Origin of the sequence: Streptomyces sp. NPDC051963, assembly GCF_044593495.1 — a bacterium.
GTDB lineage: Bacteria > Actinomycetota > Actinomycetes > Streptomycetales > Streptomycetaceae > Streptomyces.
Genome location: NZ_JBIUCC010000011.1, coordinates 152828 through 176860 on the forward strand (window position 1 = coordinate 152828; position 24033 = coordinate 176860).

Sequence of the window (24033 nt, forward strand, 5' to 3'; positions counted from 1 at the left end):
GGCTGAATGAATCGCGCCGAGTGAATCGCGTCCGAGTGAGAAGAGTCAGCTGCCCGTGGCCGACTTCCAGGCGTCCACGTACGACGTGAGGTTCTTGTCGATGTCGGCCCAGTCGGGTTCGAAGACCTCCACGCCGTCCATGAGCTTGGTGAGCGCGATCGCGTTGGCGTCGGTGGCCTTGATGTCCTGGCGGGCGCTGAAGCCGCCGCCGATCGCGCTGACCTGCTGCTGGGCCTTCCGGCCGAGTATGTAGTCGAGGAGCTTCTTGGCGTTCTCGCTGTGCGGGGCGTCGGTGACGAGCCCGGCCGCGTAGGGCAGGGCGAAGGTGGTGGGCTTCCCCGTGGCGGTCGCCGGGAACCAGATGGCGAGGTTCGGCATGGACTTGGCCTGGGCGAAGTTCATCTGGACATCGCCGTTCGCCACGAGGAGTTCGCCCTTGTCGACCTTGGGCGCGAGCTTGCCGGTGGAGGCGGACGGGCCGACGTTGTTGGACTGGAGCCTGCCGAGGTAGTCCATGGCGGCCTTCTCGCCGCCGAAGTCGTGCATCGCCTTGATGAGGACTGCGGTTCCGTCACCGGCGACACCGGGCGTGGAGTACTGGAGCTTGTTCTTGTACTCGGCGTCGAGGAGCTGCTCCCACGTGGTGGGGGCCTGCTTGAGCTCCTTCTTGTTGTAGATGAACCCGAAGTAGTTGTTCACGACGGAGGTCCAGGTGCCGTCGGCCCCCTTGTCGGCGCCGTTGACCTGGTCGGATCCGGCCGGGGCGTACTTCTGGAGCAGACCCTTGCCGTCGGCCTGCTGGATGAACGGCGGGAGCGTGACGAGCACGTCGGCCTGGGTGTTGCTCTTCTCGCGGACGGCGCGCTGCACCACCTCGCCGGAGCCGCCCTCGACGTACTCGACCTTGATCCCGGTCTCCTTCTCGAAGTCCTTGAAGATCTGGTCGTACCAGCCGTCGCCGTTCTCGCCCTTGAGGCCGTCGGCGCTGTAGACGGTGACGATCTTCTCGTCGGAGGCGGCGGAGGTGCCCGCGCAGGCGGTGAGCGGGGCGGCGAGGAGACAGAGGGCGGCGATCGGGACGATCCTGTTGCGAGGCATGGCGAGGTGAACTCCTAGCAGGATGAGGGTTGTCGGTCGGTCAGCGGTACGAGGCTTTGGTGCGTACGCGGGAGACGGCGAGCAGGGCGATCAGCGTCGCCGTCATCAGGACCACGGCGAGCGCGGAGCCGGCGAACAGGGCGCCGCGGTCGGTGGCCGCGTAGATGAGGACCGGAAGCGGAGTCCAGTCGGGCGGGTAGAGCATCATCGTGGCGCTCAACTCGCCCATGGAGAGGGCGAAGCAGAGGCCGGCGGCGGCGGTCAGCGAGGGCAGCAGCAGGGGCAGCTTCACTCGCCACAGCACGTAGGAGGGGCGGGCGCCGAGCGAGGCCGCGGCCTGCTCGTACGCCGGGTCGAGCCGGGCGATCGCGGCCGACACGGACTGGTAGGCGAACGCGGTGACGAGAACGGCGTGCGCGAGGATCACGATCGACCGGGTGCCGTTGAGCAGCAGCGGCGGCTTGGAGAAGGCGACGAGGATCGCAAGCCCGACGACGACGGAGGGCACGGCGACGGGCAGCACGAACAAGGCGTCCAGGAACCGTCGTTGGCGCCTTTTCAGCCCGGAGGCCGCGAGGGCGGCCCAGGTCCCCACGGCCAGCGCCAGCAGGCTCGCGGTGAGCGCGGTGACCAGGCTGGTGGTGAGCGCCTGGAGGGCCTCGCCGCGGGTGGCGGCGTCGTAGTGCCCGGTGGTGAAGCCGGACGGCAGGACGCTGGACCAGTTGGTGGCGAAGGACGCGGCCAGGATCACCAGCAGGGGCAGGGCGAACAGGGGGAGGAAGAGGACGAGGAACAGCGCCCAGGCTGCGTACCTCCCCTTCCGGCTATGCACCAGCACGACGGCTCACCACCCGGTAGAGGCCGTAGAGCCCCACGGAGATCAGGACATTGACGACGGCGACCACACACGCGCCCGGATAGTCGGACTCGAGGATCGCCTTGCTGTAGACGAGCATCGGGAGGGTGGTGACGCCCTTCGCTCCGGTGAAGAGCACGATCCCGAACTCGTTGAGGCACAGGACGAGGACGAGGCTCCCGCCGGCCGCGAGCGCGGGCAGCGCCTCCGGCAGGATCACCGTCCGGATGATCCGCGCGGGCCGCGCGCCGAGACCGGCCGCCACCTCCAGCTGCGCGGTGTCGAGCTGCGAGAAGGCGGCGAGAAGCGGCCGTACGACGAAGGGCGTGAAGTACGTGACCTCGGCGAGGAGCACTCCCCACGGCGTGGTCAGGAACTGGAACGGCCCGTCGGCCGCACCCGTGACGTCCGTCCAGAGGCCGTTGGCCATGCCGACGGTGCCGTAGATGAAGAGCAGCGCGAGCGTGATCAGGAAGGACGGGAAGGAGAGGAAGACGTCGATGAACTTGGCGACGCTCCGCGCCCCCGGGAACGGCACGAACGCGATGATCAGCGCCAGCACGAACCCGAGCACCAGACACCCGACGGTCGCCCCGACCGCCAGCCACACAGTGGTCCACAGGGCCTCACGGAAGGCTTCGGAGCCGAGGACATCGGAGTACGGCTGGAGCGAGGTCCCGCCGGTGTCGGGCTGGAAGGACTGCTGGACGACCAGGGCGAGGGGGTAGAGGAAAAGGAGGGCCAGGACTGCGACGGGGGGGCGCGGCCCACAGCAGCCGCCTACTCATCGGTGACTCCGGCGGGGGTGACTCCGGCGGGCAGGAGTGTCGCATCCTCCGGTGCGAAATGCAGCGTCACCGCATCCCCATGAGCCGGCGGAGCCTTCAGCTCCCGCAGGTCCGCCATGAGCCGGTGGCCGTCCACATCGACGTACAGCCGGTGGGTGGCGCCCCGCCACTGGATCTCGTCGACGGTTCCGGCGAGTTGGTTGGGGCCGGAACCGAGGCCGACGAGGTGGGGACGTACGCACAGGGTGGCCTGCGCGCCGGGCGCGGCACCTGACGTGCCGACCTCGATCTCGCGCCCGCCGAAGGAGACGCCGCCCTCCCCCACCGTCACGGGCAGCAGATTGGCGTTGCCCACGAAGGAGGCCGTGAACTCGGTCCTCGGCGCCCGGTAGAGCTGGTGAGGGGTCCCGCAGTCCTGGAGTCGGGCCCGGTCCATCACCGCGATCCGGTCGGCCAGCGTCAGCGCCTCGACCTGGTCGTGGGTGACGTACAGGATCGACACGTCGGGCAACTCCCGGTGCAGCCGGGCGAGTTCGGCGAGCATCCCGGAGCGCAGCTGGGCGTCGAGCGCGGACAGCGGTTCGTCGAGGAGCAGCACGCCGGGCCGGATGGCCAGCGCCCGGGCGATGGCGACGCGTTGCTGCTGGCCGCCGGACAGCTCCCGGGGATGGCGGCGCGCGTACGCCGCCATCCCGGTCATCTCCAGCGCCTCGGCGACCCGCCCGCGTATCTCGCTCCTGTCGACCTTGCGCGCCTTCAGCCCGAAGGCCACGTTGTCCTCGACCCGCATGTGCGGGAACAGCGCGTACTGCTGGACGACCATCCCGATCCCCCGCCGGTGCGGCGGCAGTTCGGTCACATCGCGCTCGCCGAGGTACACCCGCCCGGAGACGGGCCGTACGAACCCGGCGACCGCCCGCAGCGCGGTGGTCTTGCCGGATCCGGACGGCCCGAGCAGGGCCATCACCTCGCCGGGTTCGACGGTGAGGTCGAGCGCGTCGAGGACGACGTTCCCGTCGTAGGCGACCGTGACCGAGTCGAAGCGGATGCCGCTGCTCATGCGAGCGCTCCCGGCAACTCCGCCACGGAACCCAGCACTTGGGTGGCCCCGGACGCCCGCAGCGCGTCCTCGTCGTGCGCACCGGTCAGGACACCGGCGACCACGCCCGCCCCCGCGCGGACCCCGCTGAGCATGTCGTACGAGGTGTCGCCCACGACGGCGATCTGCCGGACGTCGTCAGCCGCCGCAGTCCGCAGGAACGCGCTGAGGACCATGTCGGGGTAGGGGCGTCCTCGGCCCCCGGCGTCGGCGGGGCACAGCGTCAGCGGCACCAGGTCCTGCCAGCCGAGCGCGGCGAGGATCGCGTCCTGCGTGGTGCGTGCGAAGCCGGTGGTCAGTACGACCGTGCGGCCCTGCGACCTGAGCTGCTCGATGGTCTCGCGCGCACCGGGGATCGGCGCGACGAGCCCGCCGTCGACCAGCTCCGCGTACGCCTCCTCGAAGGCCCTGTTGGCTTCCTGGGCCTTCGTCTCCTCCCCGAACAAATGCCGGAAGACGGAGATCTTGGACTCGCCCATGGTGGCGCGGACGTAGTCCACCATCGCGTCGGGATCGGCTCCCAGGCGCCGCGCCGCGGCCGCGAAGGCCCGCTCGACGAGGCCGCCGTCGGCGACGGTCGTACCGGCCATGTCGAGCACGACGAGTCGGATGTTCTCGGGCTCGCTCACCATCCCAGCTCCTTGGCTGTCGTCTCGGCGATCGCGGGCGAGCAGGTCATGCCGCGCCCGCCGGGCCCGGTGACCAGCCACACCCCGTCACGCACCTGCTGCCGGTGCACGACCCGGCTCGGGTCGGTGCACTGCGCGTACACCCCGGCCCAGCGCCGCCGGATCTTCGGCAGCGGGCGACCGAGGAAGGACTCGACGACCTCGGTGAGGTGGTCGTAGGGGTCTTCGAGGGTGTCGAAGGCGAAGGGGTGCTCGTACTCATGGGTGTCGCCGATGGTCAGCCCGCCGTCGGCGCGCTGCACCATGAGCAGTTGCATACGGTGGTCCGCGGCCGTCCGTGCCTGGGCCTGACGGGCGTTGAGCTCGTCGAGGGCCGCGGAGGCGTACGCCGGGTAGTAGCGGAAGCTGTCGGCGTCGGCGACCGAGGTGGTGAGCGGTTCGCCGAGCGGGTCGGTCTGCATCATCTGGAGGCGTACGCGGCGGACGGGGAGTTCGGCCCCGGCAAGCTCACGGACCAGGCCGCCGAGCCAGGCGCCGGTGCAGAGGACGACGACGTCGCCGGAGTGCATGTCCCCGTGGTCGTCCCGGACGGCGCCCTGCCCGATCACCTCACGGACCTCCCTGCCGGGCAGGAACGTGTACCTCGGTGACTTCAACAGCTCGGCGCGCAGGGCGAGTTGGGCGGTGCGCGGCTCGACGGCCGCGTCCCGCTCGCAGTACAGGGCGGCGCTGAACTCGCCGCGCAGGGCGGGGTTCAGGGCGCGTGCCTCGTCGGGGGTCAGCAGCTTGTAGCCGCGGGCGGGTGCGTCCTCGCGGGCTACGGCGGCCTCGGCGACGGCGAGTTCGAGGTCGCCGCGGACGGGGGTCAGGGAGCCGTTCGGCCGGAAGCCGAGGCCCGGCACCCGGCCGCCGACCTCCTCCCACAGCTCCCGCGCCCGCAGCGCGGTCTCCAGCTCCTCGCCGCCCGCGCGCCCGCTCACCCAGATCTGGCCGAAATTGCGCAACGAGGCGCCGCGAGCCTCCGCCTCGCGCTCGATCTGTACGACCTCATGGCCGCGTTCCACTGCTTGCCAGGCGTGCATGGTGCCCACCACGCCTGCTCCGACGACTATCACTCTCACAACGGCCACGCTCCTCGCGATCGGGTAACCGGAAGGATCCGGCTGACAACGAGAGCGTGAACCGGTCATCACATTTGGGCTAGACCCGTTATCAATTCGTGATCATTCGTGTCCATGAGGAGCGACAGACATTGGGTGTTTCTCAGCCGCGGAGATGGGTCGTGAAGGAGAACCGGTCCCCCCGGAACAGCGTCCGCACCCGCTCCAGCGGCCGGCCGCCCGTGTCCCGCGAGACGCGGTGGATCAGCAGCATGGGAAGGGCGGGCGGCGTACCGATGAGGAGGGCCTCGCGCGGTGTCGCGAGCACCGTCTCGATGCGTTCGTCGGCGTCCCCGAAGACGATGCCCTGTCCATGGAGGTAGGCGTAGAAGGAAGAGTCCGGCTCGAAGTCGGCGTCCAGGCGGGGCACGCGGGCCACGGCGACGTAGGTGCTCTCCAGGCCGACCCGCTCGTCGTCGGCGAGCAGCACGCGCTCCAGATGCCAGACGGCCTCGCCGCGCGTGAGCCCGGTCTCGGCGGCGAGCGCGTCGGGGCAGGGGAAGCGGTCGAGGGTGACGAGGTTACGGCCGGGGGTGCGCCCCTGACGTCGTACGCCTTCGGTGTAACTGGCGAGCGACAGGGGCTGCTCCAGCTTCGGACCCGCGACGACCGTGCCGCGCCCCTGCCGCCGCAGCCGCCCCTCCAGCACCAACTCACGGATCGCCTGCCGCACGGTCTCCCGCGCGACCTCGTACCGCTCGGAGAGGTCCCGCTCGGTGGGCAGCAGCCCGCCCTCTCCGAGTTCGTCGACGAGTACGGAGATCTGCGCCTTCACCGCGTAGTACTTGGGGATGCGGCCGTGCTCCGGGATGCCGGAGCGGACGGGGGCGGCGGGGTGCTGGTCGTTCGGGTAGTCCACGCAGGGATCGTCGCAGACGGCCGGGGTGCGCTCAGCGCCGCCTCCGTACGAGGAACAGCGCGCCGCCCGTGGTGAGCAGGAAGACGACGGTGGCGGCGAGGGCGCCCGGCCGGGTGCCGATGCCGGTGCGGGCGAGCTCGTCGGCGAAGGGGAGGGGGCGGGCGGTGGGCGGTGCGGAGGCCTCGGGGGGCGGCGCCGGGGTGGGCGCCGGATCGGAGTCGATGCCGAAGCGGTAGTCGTCGGACTGGCCGACCCAGTCGCCGTCGTCGTCATGCCGCTGCACGACGGCCGCGTTGGCGGTGACCACGTTCGGCACGGCGTCCGAGGTGACGGCCAGCCTGACCTTCACGGTGACCGTCCTGCCGGGGCCCACGGTGAACCCGGGGAAGCCGTCACTGCCGTCGCCGTCGCCTCCGAACGCGCCGACCAGCTCATCGGCATCGGTCGCCTCGAAGCGGACCGGACGGGGCTGCGGGCCGTCGTAGAACTCCAGTCGGGGCTGCGAGGGCTTCAGCGCGTGCTTCTCGTCGACGAGAACGACAACCGGGTGGATGCCGGAGCACTCCTCGTCGGTGGCGTTCGTGAGATCGAGAGACCAGGTGCCGTAGCCACCGCCCGCCTCGTAGGTGCCAGGGCCGCCGTGGATACGGGTGGTGAGGGGGAAGATGCCGCCGTCGGGGGCGGTGCAGGCGGCGTCGGTGTCCGCGTACGCCGGGGCGGAGAGGAGGGCGGCTGCCGCCGCGAGGCAGAGGGAGACGGGCGTGCACAGTCGCATGAACACATGAGCATGGAGGGTGGGGCGGGGGTTCCGGGGACGCCATGCCGGGACCGCCCTCGATCGGCGGCGCGGATACGCCCCTACGGTGGAGCACCAACGGCAGACCACGACCGGCAGACCACGTCCAGCGGACCCCTTACTCCCGATCCAGCGCCGTACAGATGCAAACCCTGTTGCCGTCAGGATCGGCAACAACCGTGAACGAAGGCGCCTTTGAGGCGTCGACCACCGTGCCGCCGGCTGCAACCGCCGCGGCGATCCGCTCCTCCGCCACCTCGGGCGCAAGCCACAGGTCCAGATGCCACCGTTGCCGCGGGGTCTCATGACGTTCCGTCCGCTGGAACCACAGGTTGGGCACCCGGTTCGAAGGATCCAGCACCGTGTCCTCCACGACATGCCCGGGCTCGCCCGTCAGCAGCGCGGACCAGAACGGCCCCACCAGCTTGTCGTCGGCGGTGTCGAGCGCAAGCTCCAGCTGTGCGACCTCGCCGGGCACGCCGATCAAGCCCTGCGCACGGGCGATCCCGCTGATGGCACGGGCCAGTTCGAGATCGTCCGGAGTGACCCACCGCCCTCCGGTCCGCCCGTCGACGGTGGACAGCGCCACGTCGACGAATCCACGCCCCAGCCGGATCTCCGGGTCCTGGCCCACGGCGACCGGCACTTCGGCGACCGCCGCCACGAACGCAGCCGCGCTCGCGATGCCACCGACGCGATATCGCGCGGCGATGGGCTGGGCAAGCTTGCGCCAGTCGCCGAGCCCGGACGCGATCTCCCTGAGAATCTCCTGATTGCCAAGCATGTCCATGCAGCCATGCTCCCAGCCGGTACCCCGGTGAGCGCTACCCGTCACTCCGCCCGAACAACGGCGCCAGCAGCAACTGCGCCGCGCCCTCCGCAACCCCACGCGCGCCACCCGGCGCGACCCGCACAGGCACCACGCCCTCGCCCGCCCCCTCACGCCGGGCGCGCCCGGCGAGAACCGCGCCCACTCCCCGTACGAACGCCTCCGGCGCGGCAGCCACCGTACGACCGCCCAGCAGCACCACGTCGATGTCCAGCAGCCCGACCAGGTTCGCGGCGCCCGCGCCCAGCACCCGCGCCGCCTCGTCGATCTCGCCGCGTGCCACGGCGCCCAGGCAGAGCGCCTCGATGCAGCCGCGGTTGCCGCAGGTGCAGGGCGGTCCGTCGAGCTGGATGACCTGGTGCCCGAACTCGCCGGCCCCGGTCCGCACCCCGCGATGCACGCTCCCGCCGATCACCAGTCCAGCCCCGAGCCCCGTACCGAGATGGAGATACGCGAAGGACCCGCCCCCGCCGCCACGACCGACCGCGAGCCCGAGCGCGGCGGCATTGGTGTCCTTGTCGACGACGACCGGTACGCCCAGCCGTCCCTCCAGCGCGGCCCGCAGCGGATACCCGTCCCACTCCGGGAACCCGGTGACCCGGTGCAGCACCCCGCGCGCATGGTCCAGCGGTCCCGGCAGCGCGACCCCGACGCCGGTGAGCCCGGGCACCGTATCCGGCCTGTCCGGCCCCAGCACGGCGGCGACCGCCTCCTCCACCTCGCCCACCACGGCCTCGGCCCCCGCCCCCAGGTCCAAGGAGGAGCGCCGCTCCCCCACCACGCTCCCCTTGAGGTCGACGAGGACAGCCCGCAGCTCATCGCGGTCGAGGTGCACCCCGACCGCGTGCCCTGCCTCCGGGACCAGCCGGAGCACGGTCCGCGGCTTGCCGCCCGTGGAGGCGCGGCGGCCGGCCTCGGCGGCGAGGCCTTCCTCCCGCAGCCGTGCCGTGATCTTGCTGACCGCCTGGGGGGTGAGCCCGGTGCGCTCGGCGAGTTCGAGCCGGCTGATGCCGTCGGCGCCGGCCGTGCGCAGCAGGTCGAGCACGAGCGCGGTGTTGTGGCTGCGCAGGGCGAGGAGATTCACGCCGCCGGGCACACCGCGCACGCCGTCCCCGACCCGCACGCCGTCCGCGGCCCGCGCCGCCGCCATCCCCCGCATGCCGCCCTTCGACCTGTTCACGCCACCCATTGTCCCTGGCGCTTGCACTTTGGCAACAGCGTTGCGAAAGTGGGAGACATGAGTGCTACCCCTCTCCGCGTGGGTCTGGTCGGCTACGGCCTCGCAGGCTCCGTCTTCCACGCCCCGCTGATCACCGCCACCGAGGCCCTCACCCTCGACACAGTGGTCACCTCGAACCCCGAGCGCGCGGAGCAGGCCCGCGCCGAGTTCCCGGACGTACGCGTCGCCGCCACCGCGGACGAGCTGTTCGACCGGGCCGACGAGCTGGACCTGATCGTCGTCGCGTCCCCGAACAAGACGCATGTCCCACTCGCCACCGCCGCCCTCAAGGCCGGCCTCCCGGTGGTCGTCGACAAGCCGATCGCGGGCACCGCGGCCGAGGCGCGCGAGCTGGCGGCGCTGGCGGACGAGCGCGGACTGCTGCTCTCCGTCTTCCAGAACCGCCGCTGGGACAACGACTTCCTGACCCTGCGCAAGCTGCTGGCCGAGGGCGAGCTGGGCGACGTATGGCGCTTCGAGTCCCGCTTCGAGCGCTGGCGCCCGCAGCCGAAGGGCGGCTGGCGCGAGTCCGGTGACCCCGCAGAGATCGGAGGTCTCCTCTACGATCTCGGCAGCCACGTCGTCGACCAGGCCCTGGTCCTCTTCGGCCCCGCCACGTCCGTGTACGCCGAGTCGGACATCCGCCGCCCCGGCGCCGAGACGGACGACGACACGTTCATCGCGATCACGCACGCGGGCGGCGTCCGCTCCCACCTCTACGTCTCCGCGACGACCGCCCAACTCGGCCCCCGCTTCCGGGTGCTGGGCTCGCAGGCGGGCTATGTGAAGTACGGCCTGGACCCGCAGGAGGCGGCGCTGAAGGACGGGCAGCGGCCCGCGACGACCGCCGACTGGGGCACGGAACCCGAGTCGCTCTGGGGTCACGTCGGCTCCGGAGAGTCCCCGCTGACCGGCGGCGGCCGTCCCGAGCCGACCCTGCCGGGCGACTACCCGGCCTACTATGCGGCCGTGGCAAAGGCCCTGCTGGACGGCGGTCCCAACCCGGTGACCGCGCTGGAGGCGGCCGCCGCCCTCGACGTACTGGAGGCGGCCCGCCGTTCCGCCCGCGACCAAGTGACGGTGACGCTGTGACGCACAACTCCGAGCTGACCCCGAAGTTCCACCCCGAACTCACCCCGCCGCTGGAGGAGTTGGAGGCCCAGGAACGCCGGCTGGTCTTCCGCCGTTTCACCTACGACGACGCCTGGGCCCTCGGCTCGCTGCTGTTCGAGATGGCCAGGGAGCGCCAGGCCCCGGTGGCCATCGACATCCACCGCGCCGGCCAGCAGCTCTTCCACGCGGCCCTGCCCGGCTCCACCCCCGACAACGACGCCTGGATCAACCGCAAGCGCCGAGTGGTGGAACGCTACGGCTCGGCCTCCTACCTCGTGGGCGCCCGCTTCCGGGCCAAGGGCACGACCTTCGAGGACTCCGCCCGCCTGGACCCGGACGAGTACGCGGCCCACGGGGGGTCCTTCCCGATCACCGTGGAGGACGTGGGCGTGATCGGTTCGGTGACGGTGAGCGGCTTGCCGCAGTTGCAGGACCACCGCTTCGTGGTGGAGGCGCTGGAGCACTTCCTGGAGAAGCAGTAGGACAACGCCGCTTCTTTCAGGGGCGCGGGGAACTGCGCGACCAGCCACATACGGCCCGCAGTCGACAACGAAGCGCAGTTCCCCCGCTCTCCCAGCGGAGCGCCTACGCGTCCTTGAACTCCTGCCGCTGCCGACCAAGCCCCTCGATCTCCAGCTCGACGACATCCCCGGCCCGCAGATACGGCTTCGGCTCGGGCTGCCCCATGGCCACCCCCGCCGGCGTCCCCGTATTGATCACATCACCGGGATACAGCGTCATGAACTGACTGACGTACCGCACGACTTCACCCACCGGGAAGATCTGCTCAGCCGTCGTCCCGTCCTGCTTCAGCTCCCCGTTGACCCAGAGCTTCAGGGACAGCCGCTGCGGATCCGGAACCTCGTCCGCCGTGACCAGCCACGGCCCCAGCGGATTGAACGTCTCGCAGTTCTTCCCCTTGTCCCAGGTCCCGCCCCGCTCGATCTGGAACTCCCGCTCGGACACGTCATGCGCCACCGCATACCCGGCGACATGAGCGAGCCCCTCCTCCGCGGACTCCAGATACCGGGCCGTACGCCCGATGACGACCGCCAGCTCGACCTCCCAGTCGGTCTTCACGGACCTCCGGGGCACCAGCACCGTGTCGTAGGGCCCGACCACCGTGTCCGCGGCCTTGAAGAAGACCACCGGCTCGGCGGGCGGCTCGGCCCCCGTCTCACGGGCGTGGTCGTGGTAGTTCAGCCCGATGCACACGACCTTGCCGATCCGTGCGAGGGGCGGTCCGACGCGCAGCCCGGCGGCATCCAGCACGGGCAGCTCACCGGCCTCGGCGGCGGCCCGGATCCGGTCGAGCGCCGCATGGTCGGCGAGCAGCGCTCCGTCGATGTCGGGGACAAGGCCGGACACGTCCCGCAGAACCCCTTGGGCGTCTTGCAGCGCAGGCGTCTCCGCTCCCGCCGTACCGACTCGCAGCAGCTTCATGATCACAATCTCCCTCGATCGCGTGCGCCCGTCCGACCGGCCACGGCCGGTGTGCGGCCTGCACGCAGCCATCGGAGGACTGGTCGATCCTCCAAGGTCGACGACCACTCCGCAAGACCTGGTTCACGGACTGGACCGGACACCGATGCCCACGAAGGAGCGACAAGGGAACCACACACGACCACACGTGACCACACAGAAATCGAACTCTGGTCCTGTGCACGGAAGTTGATTATGGAAGGCTGTCGCCATGAGCGCCGAGGAGATGGACACCAGCAGGCCGCACCCCGCGCGGATCTACGACTATCTGCTGGGCGGCAAGATCAACTACGAGGTCGACCAGCTGGCCGGCGACGCGCTCGCCGCCAAGGCGCCCGAGGTGCGGATCGGCGTACAGGCCAATCGCGCCTTCCTCCAGCGTGCCGTCCGGTACGTCGTCGGCACCGGCGTCCGCCAGATCCTCGACATCGGCACCGGACTGCCCACCTCCCCGAACGTGCACGAGGTCGCCCACGAAGCGGCACCCGACATACGCGTGGCCTATATCGACAACGACCCGATCGTGAAGGCACACGCCGACGCGCTGCTCAGCCGCTCCGGCGCGACCAGCGTCGCACTCGGCGACCTGCGCGACCCGCAGGCCGTCCTCGATCACCCCGACGTCCGCAGGATCATCGACTTCGACCAGCCGGTCGCGCTGCTCCTCCTCGCCGTCCTCCACTTCGTCACCGAGGCCGAGCAGCCCGCGCAGATCATCGCCACCCTGCGCGACGCACTGCCGGCCGGCAGCTACCTGGTCCTCTCGCACGCCACAGGTGACCTCGCGGATCGCGACGACGCCCGGGCCGTCTACAACAACGCCACCGCCACCATGAACCTGCGCTCCCACGCCGAGGTCGAGCGCTTCTTCGACGGCTTCGACCTGGTCGAGCCCGGCCTGACCCAGGTCCCGTTCTGGCGCCCGGACACCCCGCCGCCGCCCCGAGCCGCCGAGATCGGCTTCTACGGCGGCGTGGCCCGCAAGACGACCGGCTGACCCTCCGGCGGGGCTCAGCGGTACAGCACCGCCCGCTCCACCGCGCTCCACGTCGAACTGGTCACCACATACAACGCGGCCGCCAGTGGCACCACCGCCACCGTGACCAGCGTGAAGAAGGACATGAACGGCATGACCTTCGTCATCGCCCCGAGCCCCGGCACCTGCTCACCACCGCCACCGCCGACGGGGACGGAGACGGGGACGGAGCTGCCGGTCGCGGCCATCATCCGCTTGGTACGGCGGTAGTTGAACGCGGCGACGGCGGCGACGAGGGCGAACAGTGCGACGTACACGAGCCCGGCCGCCCCGAACACCCCGCCGTCACCGAGGGCGTCGACCCAGCGATGACCGAGGGGCGCGGCCAGCAGCTCATGGCCGAGCAGTTCGTTCGCCTCGCCGCCGATCGTCGGGTTGGAGAACAGGTGGTAGAGCAGAAAGAACGCGGGCAACTGGAACAGGCCGGGCAGGCACCCGGCCAGCGGTGAGACCTTTTCCTCGGCGTGCAGTTCCAGCACGGCCTGCTGGAGCCGCTCGGGGCTCTTCCCGTGCTTCTTCCGCAGCTCGGCGATCTTCGGCTGCAACTGCGTACGCGCCTTCTGCCCGCGGGCCGCCGCACGGGACAGGGGATGCACCAACAGCCGTACGAACGCGGTGAACAGGACGATCGCGGCAGCAGCCGCGGAGGCGTGGAAGAACGGTTCGAGCAGCTGCGCCAGCTGCTCGACCAGGTTGGCGAAAACGGACATGGATGGGCCCTCCGTCGGGTCTCGTCGTGCCGGTCAGTGGATGGCGGCATGACGACCCGCGCAGGGTCACTTACTGGAACTGCGGAAGTGTGCCCTACGCGACGGTCGTCGGGAGGGCCCGTCCGGGTGCCCGGGGCCGGGTGCGCCCCTTGGCGTCGGGATCGCGTTGCGGCAGGAACGCTGTACGCAGGTCACGGTCGCGGATGGCCGTACGCACCCGCGTGGGCGGCACGGCGGGCGCGCAGCGCGAGACGAGGAGCGAGCAGGCGGCGAAGGCGGACCCGGCCGCGGCGGTCGCGGCAAGCGCGACGGTGGCGGAGAGGCTGCCGGTGTCGAGCAGCGCGACCTGGAGCAGCAGGAGCAGCATCAGGAGGGCGGGGCGCGGACCGGTCCGGTTGCGGAACACGGTGCCCCCTTCTCGTATGCGTGCCGGTCTTGTCGTATGCGTGCTGGACTTGTCGTATGCGCGCTGGACTTCTCGTATGCGCGCCGGTCTTGTCGTATGCGCGCCGGACTTCTCGTATGCGTGCTGGTCCTGTCGTTCGTTATACAGGATCCGTCTCGATCGGCTGAAGCAGCCTCTTGGGCTTGAGGAGTGCCCGGCTGACCGGATCCGCCGGGGCAGGATCGAGTCCGGGTCCCGGCAACATGTCGACGTCCGGGACGGGTACGACGGTTCCGCAGGCGCTGCATTCGCCGTAGGAGCCGAGCTCGGTACCGCACTCGGCGTGCCGGAAGATGCGGAGCTGGGCCTCGCCGAAGTGCTCGCGGCCCCACAGCCCGAGTGAGCGCACGGTGGGGAACAGTGCGATGCCGCGGTCGGTCAGGACGTACTCGTCACGCGGCGGCGACTGCTGGTACCGGCGCTTTTCGAGGATCCCCTCCGCGGTGAGCGCCTGGAGGCGGGCCGCCAGAACGGCGCGCGGGATGCCGAGGTGGACGAGGAAGTCGTTGTAGCGCCGGACGCCGTAGAGCGCGTCGCGGATCACGAGCAGCGTCCAGCGCTCGCCGACGATCTCCAGTGCCCGGGCGATCGAGCACTCCTGTGTCGCGTAGTCCTTGCCCAGTGCCATGGCGTCCACTGTAACCACTTTCCCGACTCAAGGTTCAATGAACGAACTGATGATGCTACGGTACGAGGCATGCCAAGGTTCAATGAACGAACTCTGACGACCGACCCCACCCGGGCCGCACCCCCGGCCGCTTCCACGGACTCTCCCCCGACGTCTCCTCTGGCCTCCCCCCTGGCGTCTCCCTCGGTCTCTCCCTCGGTCTCTCCCTCGGTCTCTCCCTCGGTCTCTAACTCGGTCTCTCCCGGGGCCGAGTCGGCGCCCCGCCCGACCGCCACCCTCGCCGTGACCAGCGCCGCCACCGCCGTGGCCCTGATGACGTACACCGCGCCGATGATCACGCTCCCCGCGACCGCCGCCGCGCTGCACACCCCGCTCTCCGCCCAGGCCTGGCTGCTGAACGGCACCCCGCTCGGCCTCGCCGCCCTGCTGCTGGTCGCGGGAAGCCTCGCCGACGACTACGGCCGCCGCCGGATCTTCCTCGCCGGCACCCTCGCCCTCGGCATCACCACGGCACTGGGGGCCTTCACCACCTCCACCTGGCTGTTCACGCTGGCCCGCATCGCCCAGGGCGGGGCGAGCGCCGCACTTCTCGCCAGCAGCCTGGGGCTGATCGTGCACGCGTTCCCGACGCCGCGCGGCAGGCTGCACGCGACCGGCGTGTGGGGCGCGTTCGTGAGCGGCGGCATCGCGCTGGGACCGCTGGTGGCCGGGGCGATGCCCAACTGGCGGCTGGGATACGGGGTGTTGGGCGCCGCGGCCCTCATCGTGGCCGCATTCGGCACCCGTACGCTGGCGGAGTCCCGTGCGCCCAGGGGCGGACGGCCCGACTTCGGCGGGGCGGTGACCTTCGGACTGGCGCTCGTCGCGCTGGTGGCGGCGCTGACGCTGGGGCGCGACGGCTGGCTGCGGGCACCCGTGGCCCTGCTGCTGGCCGCGTCCGCCGTGCTGGTGGGGATCTTCGTGCTGGTGGAGCGGCGCGCGGGAACACCGATGATCGACCTGGGCCTGCTGCGCCGCCCGCGCTTCCTCGCCTCCTCGGCCGGCGGCCTGTTCACCGGGCTCGCGGTGATCGGCCTGTTCAGCTTCCTGCCGGCGCTGCTCCAGCAGACGCTCGACCTGTCCGCGATGGACACGGCATGGCTGTTCCTGCTCTGGTCCGGGCTCTCCTTCGGCGTCGCCCTACAGGCGAAGCACCTGGCGGGCCGCGTGCCACCCCGTCTGCAACTCGCCCTCGGCTTCCTCCTCCACGCCGGCGGCGCACTCACCATGCTGGGCGCCCTGTCCTCCGGCTCCTGGACACGCCTGCTCCCCGGCCTGCTGATCGCCGGCATCGGCAGCGGCCTGCTCAACGCCGCACTCCCCCTCCTCGCCGTGGAATCCGTACCGGCCGAGCGGGCGGGGATGGGGTCAGGCGCGCAACAGACGTTCCGCTACATCGGCTCAAGCGCCGGCGTCGCCCTGACGATCGCACTGGCGACGTCCTCGGGGAGCCTGGCGCAGGGCGCGAACGTCGCGGTGGGCGTATCGGCGGGGCTTGCGGTGATCGCGGCGGTGGGGGTGGGGGTGCTTCGGGAGAGGTGAGGGGGAACGCCTTCCAGGAGCAAGGCCCTCCAGGTGCAACGCCCTGAGGGGCGCGGGGAACTGCGCGACCAGCCCCCACCGACCCGCGGACGAACAACCCGCCCCAGCGGCGCGTCACCGCGGCGCGCCACCGCGGAGCGTCACCGCGGCCGCATGGAGACCAGCTTGCCCCACACCACCAACCGGTACTTGGACGTGTACTCGGGAGTGCAGGTCGTAAGGGTGAGGTAGTACCCAGGCTCGCTGTACCCGTATCCAGGCCGGACGCCACTCCTCGGCACAGGCCGGATAACCCCACCGTCCCGAGCGGAAGTCTCCGGCAGGGTCCGGTCGACCACATACGTATAGCTGGCGTCCTCCGTCTCGACCTCGACCTCGTCACCCTTGCCGAGCCGGTTGACGTACCGGAAGGGCTCACCGTGGGTGTTGCGGTGCCCGGCGAGAGCGAAGTTCCCGGCGCGGCCGGGCTGTTGCGTACCGCGGTAGTGGCCGACGTACCCCTTGTTGAGGACGTTCTGCTTGCTGGTCCCCTCGGCGACGGGGACGCGAAGGCCGAGGCGGGGGATGGTGAGGATGGCGTAGGCCCGGGACCAGTCCGGGGCAGCGGACGTAGCACGCTTCGCGGCGGGCTGCCGCCGGGGCACCTCGGTCGGCGAGGGAGCAGCCGCCATACCGGAGTCTCCTCCCTGACCCCCACCCCCGCCCTCTCCCTCCGAAGCCCCCCGCTCCCACTCCCGCTCCAGCGCCTCCACCTTCCGCTCGGCACCCTCCCTGGCCTGCCGGTTGGTCCACCACAGCTGATGCGCGACAAGCAACAGAAGTACGAGCCCTACGGTGACCAGGACCTCGCCGCCCGCCCACACCCCGCGCCGCAGCAGCACACGCCGCCGCCGGCTGCTGTGCTGCACGACGAGAACCCGCATCCCCATCTGCCTCCGCATCCGCATCGGCACGCGCACCTCCTTCGCCGGTGCCGCCCGCACGATAAGAGCCGGGTCCGCAAGTAGCCAGACCCGTGCGCGACGACGTATGGAACGGACCCGATCCAGGCCGATCCAGGCCGTTCCAGACCCGAACGAGACCCGAACCAGCCCTGTTCCAGGCCCGTTCGGTACTTCGTACACGGGTTTGAGAAAGGGCTGTCATAAACCTCGACAACCCCCTGCGGCACACCCGATGCTTCCTCATGGCATGAACGGGACAGGCCGCAGCGCCGGTTCAGGGACCGGTGGTTGACCGAATCGGAGAAGCCATGATCCGACGCAGAACCCTGCTGGCCGCGGCAGGCGGAACATTCCTCGGCAGCGCCCTGGCGACCGGCACCGCACACGCGGACGCCACCATCGCCGTCAACCCCGCCACGACGTACGGCACTTGGGAGGGCTGGGGCACCTCGCTCGCCTGGTGGGCCAACGTCTTCGGCGCCCGGGACGACTTCGCCGACGCCTTCTTCACCACCAAGTCGGTGACGTACAACGGCACTTCACTCCCCGGCCTGGGCCTCAACATCGCCCGCTACAACCTCGGCGCGTGCAGCTGGAACAGCGTCAACGGCGAGTCGATGGTGAAGTCGCCCAACATCCCCGCCTTCAAGCAGATCGAGGGCTTCTGGCAGGACTGGAACAACGAGGACCCCACGTCCTCCGCCTGGGACTGGACGGCGGACGCGACCCAGCGCGCCGCCCTGGTGAAGGCGACGCAGCGCGGCGCGGTGAGCGAGCTGTTCGCCAACTCCCCGATGTGGTGGATGTGTTCCAATCACAACCCGTCGGGAGCGGCGGGCGGCGCCAACAACCTCCAGACCTGGAACTACCGTCAGCACGCCTCCCACCTGGCCGCGGTAGCCCTGTACGCGCGCACGAACTGGGGCGTGAACTTCGCGACGGTCGACCCCTTCAACGAGCCCGCCTCCACCTGGTGGACCTCCACCGGCACCCAGGAGGGCTGCCACATGGACCCGGCGGTCCAGGCGGCCGTACTCCCCTACATGAGAAGCGAACTCGACGCGCGCGGCCTGACGGGCATCAGGATCTCCGCCTCCGACGAGACCAACTACGACACGGCCCGCTCGACCTGGGCCTCCTTCGGCTCGTCGACCAAGGCCCTGGTCAACCAGGTCAACGTGCACGGCTACCAGGGCTCGGGCGGCCGCAGGGACCTGCTCTACACGGACGTCGTCACGACATCCGGCAAGAAGCTGTGGAACTCGGAGACGGGCGACGGCGACGCGACCGGCCTGAGCCTGGCCTCGAACCTCTGCTACGACTTCCGCTGGCTGCACCCGACGGCGTGGGTCTACTGGCAGGTAATGGACCCGAGCACCGGCTGGGCCATGATCGCGTACGACGCGAACACACTCCAGCCGACGACGGTCCAGACGAAGTACTACGTCATGGCCCAGTTCAGCCGCCACATCCGCCCCGGAATGACGATCATCGACACGGGCGTCAGCTACGCAGCGGCGGCCTACGACGCGACGGCACGCCGCCTGGTCATAGTGGCCGTCAACACCTCCTCGGCCGCCCAGACCCTCACCTTCGACCTCTCCCGCTTCTCGACGGTGACAGGCGGCTCCGGCGGCCTGGTCCCCCGCTGGAACACGGCAACATCCGGCAGCGACCGCTACCGCGCCTACTCGGACACGTATCTGAGCGGCAAGTCGGTGAGCGTGCCGTTCGCGGCGGGCGCGGTGCAGACGCTTCAGGTGGACGGGGTGACCCGGTAACGAACAGCACGACCATGTAGAGCGAACGCGGGACGAGGGGCGTCGGGCGACCGGCGCCCCTCCGTCATGGACGGGGCGACACGACGCCGGCGCCACCCGCGCTCGTACCGACCGGAGGCGCCGGCCGCGATGCGGTCACATACCCGCGGCCGTCCAGCGATCTCGTAGAAGCCGGACCCAAGCGAAGCGCCCGCGCCGCTGCCGCGACCCGCGACCCGCGACCCGCGACCCGCGATCCGCGATCCGCGAGACCACGACGCTCATGAACACCGCCGCACCGCACCCAAACCCTGGCCTCCCCCCGGGCCAAGTGGCGGCCCGCGGTACACCGTCCGGTGGCTTATGACTGCCGCAGCGTTAGTCATATAACCCCTTTTCCTATGAATTCCACTATCCAGCCCTTGGTGCTGACCAGCCGTCACGAGGCCCTGAACCAAGTCGAGGAGAGTGGAGCAAATGTCGACATCGCCGAGTTGGCGATCCGTCCTGGCGTCGGCCGCCACGGCCGCGCTCGCCGCAGCCGCCCTGGCAACCGCCGGACCCACCTACGCCCAGACCCACACCAACCCACCCCCGCCCCACCCGGCCAAGCCCGCCTACCCGGCCCACGGAGCCAAGCCCACCCACCCCATGAAGCCGGCCTACCCGGCCCATCCAGCGAAACCGGCCCACCCGGCGAAGCCTGTCTATCCGGCCCACCCGGCCAAGCCTGCGTATCCGGAGCACCCGGCAAAGCCCGCGCACCCCGCGAAGCCCGCGTACCCGGCCCACCCCGCGAAGCCCGCCTACCCCGCAAAGCCGGCCCACCCGGCCAAGCCTGCGTACCCGGCTCACCCCGCCAAGCCTGCTCACCCGGCCAAGCCTGCATACCCGGCCCACCCGGCGAAACCCGCGCACCCCGCAAAGCCGGTCTACCCGGCCAAGCCCGCGCACCCCGCAAAGCCCGCGTACCCGGCCCAACCGGCGAAACCAGCTCACCCGGCGAAGCCTGTCTATCCGGCCCACCCCGCGAAGCCCGCGTACCCGGCTCACCCGGCGAAACCCGCCAAGCCCGCGTACCCCGCGAAGCCGGCCCACCCGGCCAAGCCCGCGTACCCGGAGCACCCGGCCAAGCCTGCCTACCCGGCCAAGCCCGCTCAGCCAGCTCACCCCGCAAAGCCTGCCTACCCGGCTCACCCGGCTAAGCCCGCGTACCCGACCCACCCCGCGAAGCCGGCGCACCCCGCCAAGCCCGCGTACCCCGCGAAGCCGGCCCACCCCAGCAAGCCCGCCCACCCGGCAAAGCCCGCCTACCCGGCCCACCCGGCCCACCCGGCAAAGCCCGACCACCCGACGTACCCGGCCAAGCCGGAACACCCCACCAAGCCCGCGTACCCAGCCCACCCCACCAAGCCGGCCCACCCGGAACACCCGACGAAACCCGCGTACCCGGAGCACCCCACGAAGCCCTCACACCCGACGAAGCCGACGCACCCGACGAAGCCGGAGCATCCCCAGCACGCGAAGTCGGATGAGGGGCACGAGGACAGCTAGCCACCGTCGCAAAGTCGGCAAGCCCGGGCAAGAACGCCCGCAACGGCCAGGCCCGGCACCGCGCTCCCCTTCGACCCGGCAACCTCCGGCGTCTGCGCGACGGGCGGCCCGCAGCACGGCTCGCTGCTCAACGGCCGAGGTCAGCCGTGGCTGCCGGCCGGGGGACATCACTGGTCGGCGGCAATGCCGGGCCCGGGACACCGGGCCCGGCACACCAATGTCCGGGGCAGGCACGTACGACGAAGTGGCTGGACACCCCTTCAATGGGCGCCCAATGAGCGTCCAATGGGCGCCCATGGGCGTCCCTCACAAGATCGCCGACAGAACCATGACCGAACCCGTCATGGACCCCTGGCCTGCCCATACCTCACCTTCGTCACCGACCGGCGCTACGGTGTCCCCCATGCGCCCCGACACGCCTGCCGAAAACGTCGACCACGCCGCCGAAGCGGCCCGCCTGGAGCGGACCGCCGGCCTGTATCCCGAGGACGCCGAGGCCCTGCTCCTCCAAGCCGCGGCCCACCTGGAACTGTCCGGCGACCGCCCCGCCGCGACGACGCTCTACGACCGCCTGCTGTCCTCGTCCGCCGGGTTGGACAACCCGCACCTGGTACGAGCACTCAAGGCATCGAACCTCTGGGAATACGGCCACGAGGCCGAGGCCAGGGCCATCATCGAGGGCGTCCGAACGGCGTCCCCACGCGACCCGGCCCCCTGGGTGATCGTCGCGGAGGCCCTGGAATCCCACGACGAGCTGGAGCAGGCGCAGGAGACGTTCACGGAGGGAGTACGGCTCCTCCTCACGGACGTCCCGGAGCCCCCGTACGCCACCCATCCCCTCCTCTTCGGCCGCCACCGCGTACGGCGCATGCTGGGCGCCGGCCACGACGAGTGGGACGCCCTCGCGGACACCGTCCACACCTCCCCGGTGTCCCTGGACGAACTCCACGACCCCAAGCGCCTGTGGTCCCTGGGCTCGGACAACCCGGCCGAACTGCGCGCAGAGATCTTGCGGTTGCAAGCAGAGCTGGGCACTTACAGGGCGGCCCTGTCCCGCCCCTTCCCGGTAGCCGTACTGCACTGGCCATCGGGCGAGTTGGACGAACTCCTCACCGCCTACCCGACGCTCGCCACGGAGTACCCCTCCCACGAGGAGCACCTGGCGACGATAGAGGCCTCCCTCCGAGAACTCGCCTCCTCAGGCACCCCGAACCTGGGCATCGTCACAGGAACGGTCCCGTCATACGAGGCCTTCTCAGCCTCAGAGGGCACTTCCCCCGACGACGCGGCCCTGCTACCGCAGTACGCCACAACCCTGGCGGCCAGGGGCCGCGCCATCGAGTGGCCACCACAGCGGGGCACGACTTGCTGGTGCGGGTCGGGGCAGCCATACGGAGACTGCCACGGGGTGTAGCGCCCCATGACAGTCCATAGCAGCCCATCCCCGCCCCTCCCTGCCCATGACTGTGAGCCGAGGCGACGCCAAGCGTTCCTCGGATCAAGTCGCGGAGCAGCACTACCCACAGAGCACCGCTGCCCTGCACGCACTCATTCCCGATAGACGGGTGGGGTGTTGGTGTACCTATGACCGGTCGGGGCGGTCCAGGTTGTGACGCCAGAGTGCCGATCGCGCCGGACTGCCCACCCGGGATGATGAGTTTTGAGCCGATGATGCCGACGGCACAAAGGCTGCAGATTGTCCGGCACGGTCGGCCCACCCCGCTCGGGATGACGATGGTCGAAAGGCCGGATGTGGTCGAGGTCGCAGCGGTGGGCGGGCATCCGACAGCTCGGGAAGGCGCAGTACTGATCCCGAGCGATCACCTGCCGCTCCACTTCGGCCGTCGGCCGATAGGTGGTGGGATCGGTCTTCACCAACAGCCCGGTCTCAGGCTGGGTCAACAACCGCCGCCAGACCGTGCCGGGCGCAAACGCCAGCTCACGGGCCTGCGAAGCGGCGATGGGCCCATACCCCTTCAGCTCGGCGGGCCCATCCTCGACCCCCAGCAGGATGTCGAAGGGCACGGTCACCTGCACCACCACCCTGGCCCGCCCCGCCCCTGAACCAGCACCCACACCCAACCCACCAACCACACAAGGCGGGTTGACGACCAACTCGAACAACGCATCGGCACGCTTCTGCTCAAGAGTGCGCCCATCGTCGCCATACCCGTGGGCCCGAGTGTCGACGGCCTGCTCCATGAGCGCTGCCTGCTGGGCAGGCAGCACCGCCCCGAATACGGCCATGCCGTCATCCTTCGGATAGTGCAGGAGCCCACGCTCCGGCACCCGCTCCCGGTGCCGCAGCTCAGCGCCCTCCGGATCGGCCCGATGAATCTCCCGACGCAACGCGGCCCGAGTCTGCCCAGCTGCCTGCCCGGGCATCTTGCCCACCATCACCGCCTCGACCTGCCCGGCGACCTCGTCGTCAAGCACCTCCAACTGCTCAGCAACCGCCTGCGCCTGCACATAGGAGATCTGCCCCTCGGCCAGAAGCCCAGTGGTGGCCTCATGGCGGGCGGACAACAAGGTGGCAGCCTTCAGCCGCTGCGCGGCGGTGGCATTGGCCAGCCGCAAAGCACAGGCCACCTCCTCCACCGCCGTATCCCAAGAGGCGGCAAACACATCATCCAACCCACCACCCCCAGCCAAGATCACGTGCTCCGGCGTCTCGGCCCGCTCGGCAATCGCAGCCAGCACCTCAACCTGCTTGGCCTGCACCCAAGACAGATGCGCCTCCAACACGACCAACGCATCAACAAGCCCCCGAGCCGACAACCCCTCCACATCGACCGCATCCAGCCGCCCGGCAGTAACCGCCCCCGGCCCCTGCACCCTCAGCCGAGCAACCCACTCATCCAGCGCCCCAGCCTGCGGCAGGACAGGCGACACCCCACCCCCGAAACTCGTCGAACCGGAAACAGACATGCCCCTCACCCCCCGAAAGACCAACAACGGCACGCCGAACTCACGACCCCCACAAGCGAGTTCCCACCTCCAATTGTCGCTCACTCAGAGTGATAACGCCAGGTAAATCCCACACTCGAACGGGTGAACCCAACTAGCAGAAGCATCCGCACGCCCACCGGCGCCCCGCCCTGCGACCCACCACTGCCCACCCCTCAACCGACACCCGCCAAGCCACCCGACCACCCCGCCCACGCGACCGCGCCCCACCCACCAACCGAGTGCCGTCAGGCCGACCCGGCGTGCCCCCGACCCCCGACCGCGCCCGCAAACCCCGGCCCAGCCCACACCGGCCCCCACCGCAAACCCACCTCGGCCACCCGTCTTTCCGGGCCGCCCGCTCGCTTCCAACCCGTGCTGGAGCGGCTCGTGTCAAGGGTGGCCCGCAGGGCCATCGCCGAAGGCGACGCGAAGCGCCCTTGATACGGGCCGCGGAAGCACGACACTGCCAAAGAAGCGGGCGGCCCGACGGTGCGCGAT

The 24033-nt window shown here is 70.6% G+C and carries 23 protein-coding genes; 7 read left to right on the forward strand and 16 right to left on the reverse strand.

Going from position 1 to position 24033, the window contains the following annotated elements; genetic code table 11:
* Nucleotides 1–45: 45 nt before the first annotated feature.
* The 10 genes from ACIHFB_RS39265 to ACIHFB_RS39310 all read right to left on the reverse strand — a co-directional run bounded on the left by ACIHFB_RS39265 (nucleotide 46) and on the right by ACIHFB_RS39310 (nucleotide 9273).
* Nucleotides 46–1098 (reverse strand): 2-aminoethylphosphonate ABC transporter substrate-binding protein, encoded by a 1053-nt coding sequence (locus ACIHFB_RS39265; RefSeq protein WP_400129400.1) that lies wholly within the window; start codon nucleotides 1096–1098, stop codon nucleotides 46–48.
* Between the two features lie 40 nt (nucleotides 1099–1138).
* Nucleotides 1139–1936, reverse strand: coding sequence for an ABC transporter permease (locus tag ACIHFB_RS39270; RefSeq protein ID WP_400129401.1), 798 nt, complete (start codon nucleotides 1934–1936; stop codon nucleotides 1139–1141).
* Nucleotides 1923–2699 (reverse strand): 2-aminoethylphosphonate ABC transporter permease subunit, encoded by a 777-nt coding sequence (locus ACIHFB_RS39275; protein WP_400129479.1) that lies wholly within the window; start codon nucleotides 2697–2699, stop codon nucleotides 1923–1925. The genes ACIHFB_RS39270 and ACIHFB_RS39275 overlap by 14 nt, the downstream gene beginning before the upstream one ends.
* Before the next feature lie 35 nt (nucleotides 2700–2734).
* The gene (locus tag ACIHFB_RS39280) at nucleotides 2735–3802 is read right to left on the reverse strand and encodes an ABC transporter ATP-binding protein (RefSeq protein WP_365283211.1); all 1068 of its coding nucleotides are present in this window, start codon (nucleotides 3800–3802) and stop codon (nucleotides 2735–2737) included.
* A complete protein-coding gene (locus ACIHFB_RS39285) occupies nucleotides 3799–4473 on the reverse strand; it encodes a phosphonatase-like hydrolase (RefSeq protein ID WP_400129402.1) in 675 nt (224 codons plus the stop codon). The genes ACIHFB_RS39280 and ACIHFB_RS39285 overlap by 4 nt, the downstream gene beginning before the upstream one ends.
* On the reverse strand, nucleotides 4467–5591 hold the full coding sequence (locus ACIHFB_RS39290) for a TIGR03364 family FAD-dependent oxidoreductase (RefSeq protein ID WP_400129403.1): 1125 nt from the start codon (nucleotides 5589–5591) through the stop codon (nucleotides 4467–4469). The genes ACIHFB_RS39285 and ACIHFB_RS39290 overlap by 7 nt, the downstream gene beginning before the upstream one ends.
* 142 nt (nucleotides 5592–5733) lie before the next feature.
* The gene (locus tag ACIHFB_RS39295) at nucleotides 5734–6489 is read right to left on the reverse strand and encodes a GntR family transcriptional regulator (protein ID WP_365283217.1); all 756 of its coding nucleotides are present in this window, start codon (nucleotides 6487–6489) and stop codon (nucleotides 5734–5736) included.
* A 31-nt stretch (nucleotides 6490–6520) separates the two neighbouring features.
* Entirely contained in the window at nucleotides 6521–7264 is a 744-nt protein-coding gene (locus ACIHFB_RS39300) for a hypothetical protein (protein ID WP_400129404.1), read from the reverse strand.
* A 139-nt stretch (nucleotides 7265–7403) separates the two neighbouring features.
* Entirely contained in the window at nucleotides 7404–8075 is a 672-nt protein-coding gene (locus ACIHFB_RS39305) for a VOC family protein (protein WP_400129405.1), read from the reverse strand.
* 34 nt (nucleotides 8076–8109) lie between these two features.
* Entirely contained in the window at nucleotides 8110–9273 is a 1164-nt protein-coding gene (locus ACIHFB_RS39310) for an ROK family protein (RefSeq protein WP_400129480.1), read from the reverse strand.
* Between the two features lie 78 nt (nucleotides 9274–9351).
* Between ACIHFB_RS39310 and ACIHFB_RS39315 the strand changes: the two genes are divergently transcribed.
* Nucleotides 9352–10425 (forward strand): Gfo/Idh/MocA family oxidoreductase, encoded by a 1074-nt coding sequence (locus tag ACIHFB_RS39315; RefSeq protein ID WP_365283223.1) that lies wholly within the window; start codon nucleotides 9352–9354, stop codon nucleotides 10423–10425.
* Nucleotides 10422–10928 carry a heme-degrading domain-containing protein gene (locus ACIHFB_RS39320; protein ID WP_365283225.1) on the forward strand — a complete coding sequence of 169 codons (507 nt, stop codon included), beginning with the start codon at nucleotides 10422–10424 and terminating at the stop codon, nucleotides 10926–10928. Before ACIHFB_RS39315 ends, ACIHFB_RS39320 begins: the two co-directional genes overlap by 4 nt.
* A gap of 103 nt (nucleotides 10929–11031) precedes the next feature.
* Here the strand turns inward: ACIHFB_RS39320 and ACIHFB_RS39325 are convergent, their stop codons facing one another.
* A complete protein-coding gene (locus ACIHFB_RS39325) occupies nucleotides 11032–11889 on the reverse strand; it encodes a fumarylacetoacetate hydrolase family protein (protein WP_400129406.1) in 858 nt (285 codons plus the stop codon).
* 250 nt (nucleotides 11890–12139) lie between these two features.
* On the opposite strand from ACIHFB_RS39325, the gene ACIHFB_RS39330 reads away from it, so the two are divergent.
* The gene (locus ACIHFB_RS39330; RefSeq protein ID WP_400129407.1) at nucleotides 12140–12925 is read left to right on the forward strand and encodes an SAM-dependent methyltransferase; all 786 of its coding nucleotides are present in this window, start codon (nucleotides 12140–12142) and stop codon (nucleotides 12923–12925) included.
* Between the two features lie 14 nt (nucleotides 12926–12939).
* On the opposite strand, the gene ACIHFB_RS39335 is transcribed toward ACIHFB_RS39330, so the two are convergent.
* The 3 genes from ACIHFB_RS39335 to ACIHFB_RS39345 form a co-directional block, all read right to left on the reverse strand.
* Nucleotides 12940–13674: a YidC/Oxa1 family membrane protein insertase gene (locus ACIHFB_RS39335; RefSeq protein WP_400129408.1), complete on the reverse strand. Its 735-nt coding sequence runs from the start codon at nucleotides 13672–13674 to the stop codon at nucleotides 12940–12942.
* Nucleotides 13675–13768: 94 nt separating this feature from the next.
* Nucleotides 13769–14041, reverse strand: a complete 273-nt coding sequence (locus ACIHFB_RS39340; protein ID WP_365283503.1) for a DUF6412 domain-containing protein — start codon at nucleotides 14039–14041, stop codon at nucleotides 13769–13771.
* 178 nt (nucleotides 14042–14219) lie between these two features.
* Complete coding sequence (locus tag ACIHFB_RS39345; protein ID WP_400129409.1) at nucleotides 14220–14747, reverse strand: winged helix-turn-helix transcriptional regulator; 528 nt, start codon at nucleotides 14745–14747, stop codon at nucleotides 14220–14222.
* A 282-nt stretch (nucleotides 14748–15029) separates the two neighbouring features.
* On the opposite strand from ACIHFB_RS39345, the gene ACIHFB_RS39350 reads away from it, so the two are divergent.
* On the forward strand, nucleotides 15030–16328 hold the full coding sequence (locus ACIHFB_RS39350; RefSeq protein WP_400129410.1) for an MFS transporter: 1299 nt from the start codon (nucleotides 15030–15032) through the stop codon (nucleotides 16326–16328).
* Nucleotides 16329–16468: 140 nt separating this feature from the next.
* Here ACIHFB_RS39350 and ACIHFB_RS39355 read toward each other — a convergent pair whose 3' ends face one another.
* Nucleotides 16469–17251, reverse strand: a complete 783-nt coding sequence (locus ACIHFB_RS39355; protein ID WP_400129481.1) for a class E sortase — start codon at nucleotides 17249–17251, stop codon at nucleotides 16469–16471.
* Nucleotides 17252–17580: 329 nt separating this feature from the next.
* Between ACIHFB_RS39355 and ACIHFB_RS39360 the strand changes: the two genes are divergently transcribed.
* The 3 genes from ACIHFB_RS39360 to ACIHFB_RS39370 all read left to right on the forward strand — a co-directional run bounded on the left by ACIHFB_RS39360 (nucleotide 17581) and on the right by ACIHFB_RS39370 (nucleotide 22000).
* A complete protein-coding gene (locus ACIHFB_RS39360) occupies nucleotides 17581–19053 on the forward strand; it encodes a beta-1,6-galactanase (RefSeq protein WP_400129411.1) in 1473 nt (490 codons plus the stop codon).
* 456 nt (nucleotides 19054–19509) lie between these two features.
* A complete protein-coding gene (locus ACIHFB_RS39365) occupies nucleotides 19510–20586 on the forward strand; it encodes a hypothetical protein (protein WP_400129412.1) in 1077 nt (358 codons plus the stop codon).
* A 403-nt stretch (nucleotides 20587–20989) separates the two neighbouring features.
* The gene (locus ACIHFB_RS39370; RefSeq protein ID WP_400129413.1) at nucleotides 20990–22000 is read left to right on the forward strand and encodes an SEC-C domain-containing protein; all 1011 of its coding nucleotides are present in this window, start codon (nucleotides 20990–20992) and stop codon (nucleotides 21998–22000) included.
* 134 nt (nucleotides 22001–22134) lie between these two features.
* Here the strand turns inward: ACIHFB_RS39370 and ACIHFB_RS39375 are convergent, their stop codons facing one another.
* Nucleotides 22135–23514, reverse strand: a complete 1380-nt coding sequence (locus ACIHFB_RS39375; protein WP_400129414.1) for a DUF222 domain-containing protein — start codon at nucleotides 23512–23514, stop codon at nucleotides 22135–22137.
* Nucleotides 23515–24033: the final 519 nt, after the last annotated feature.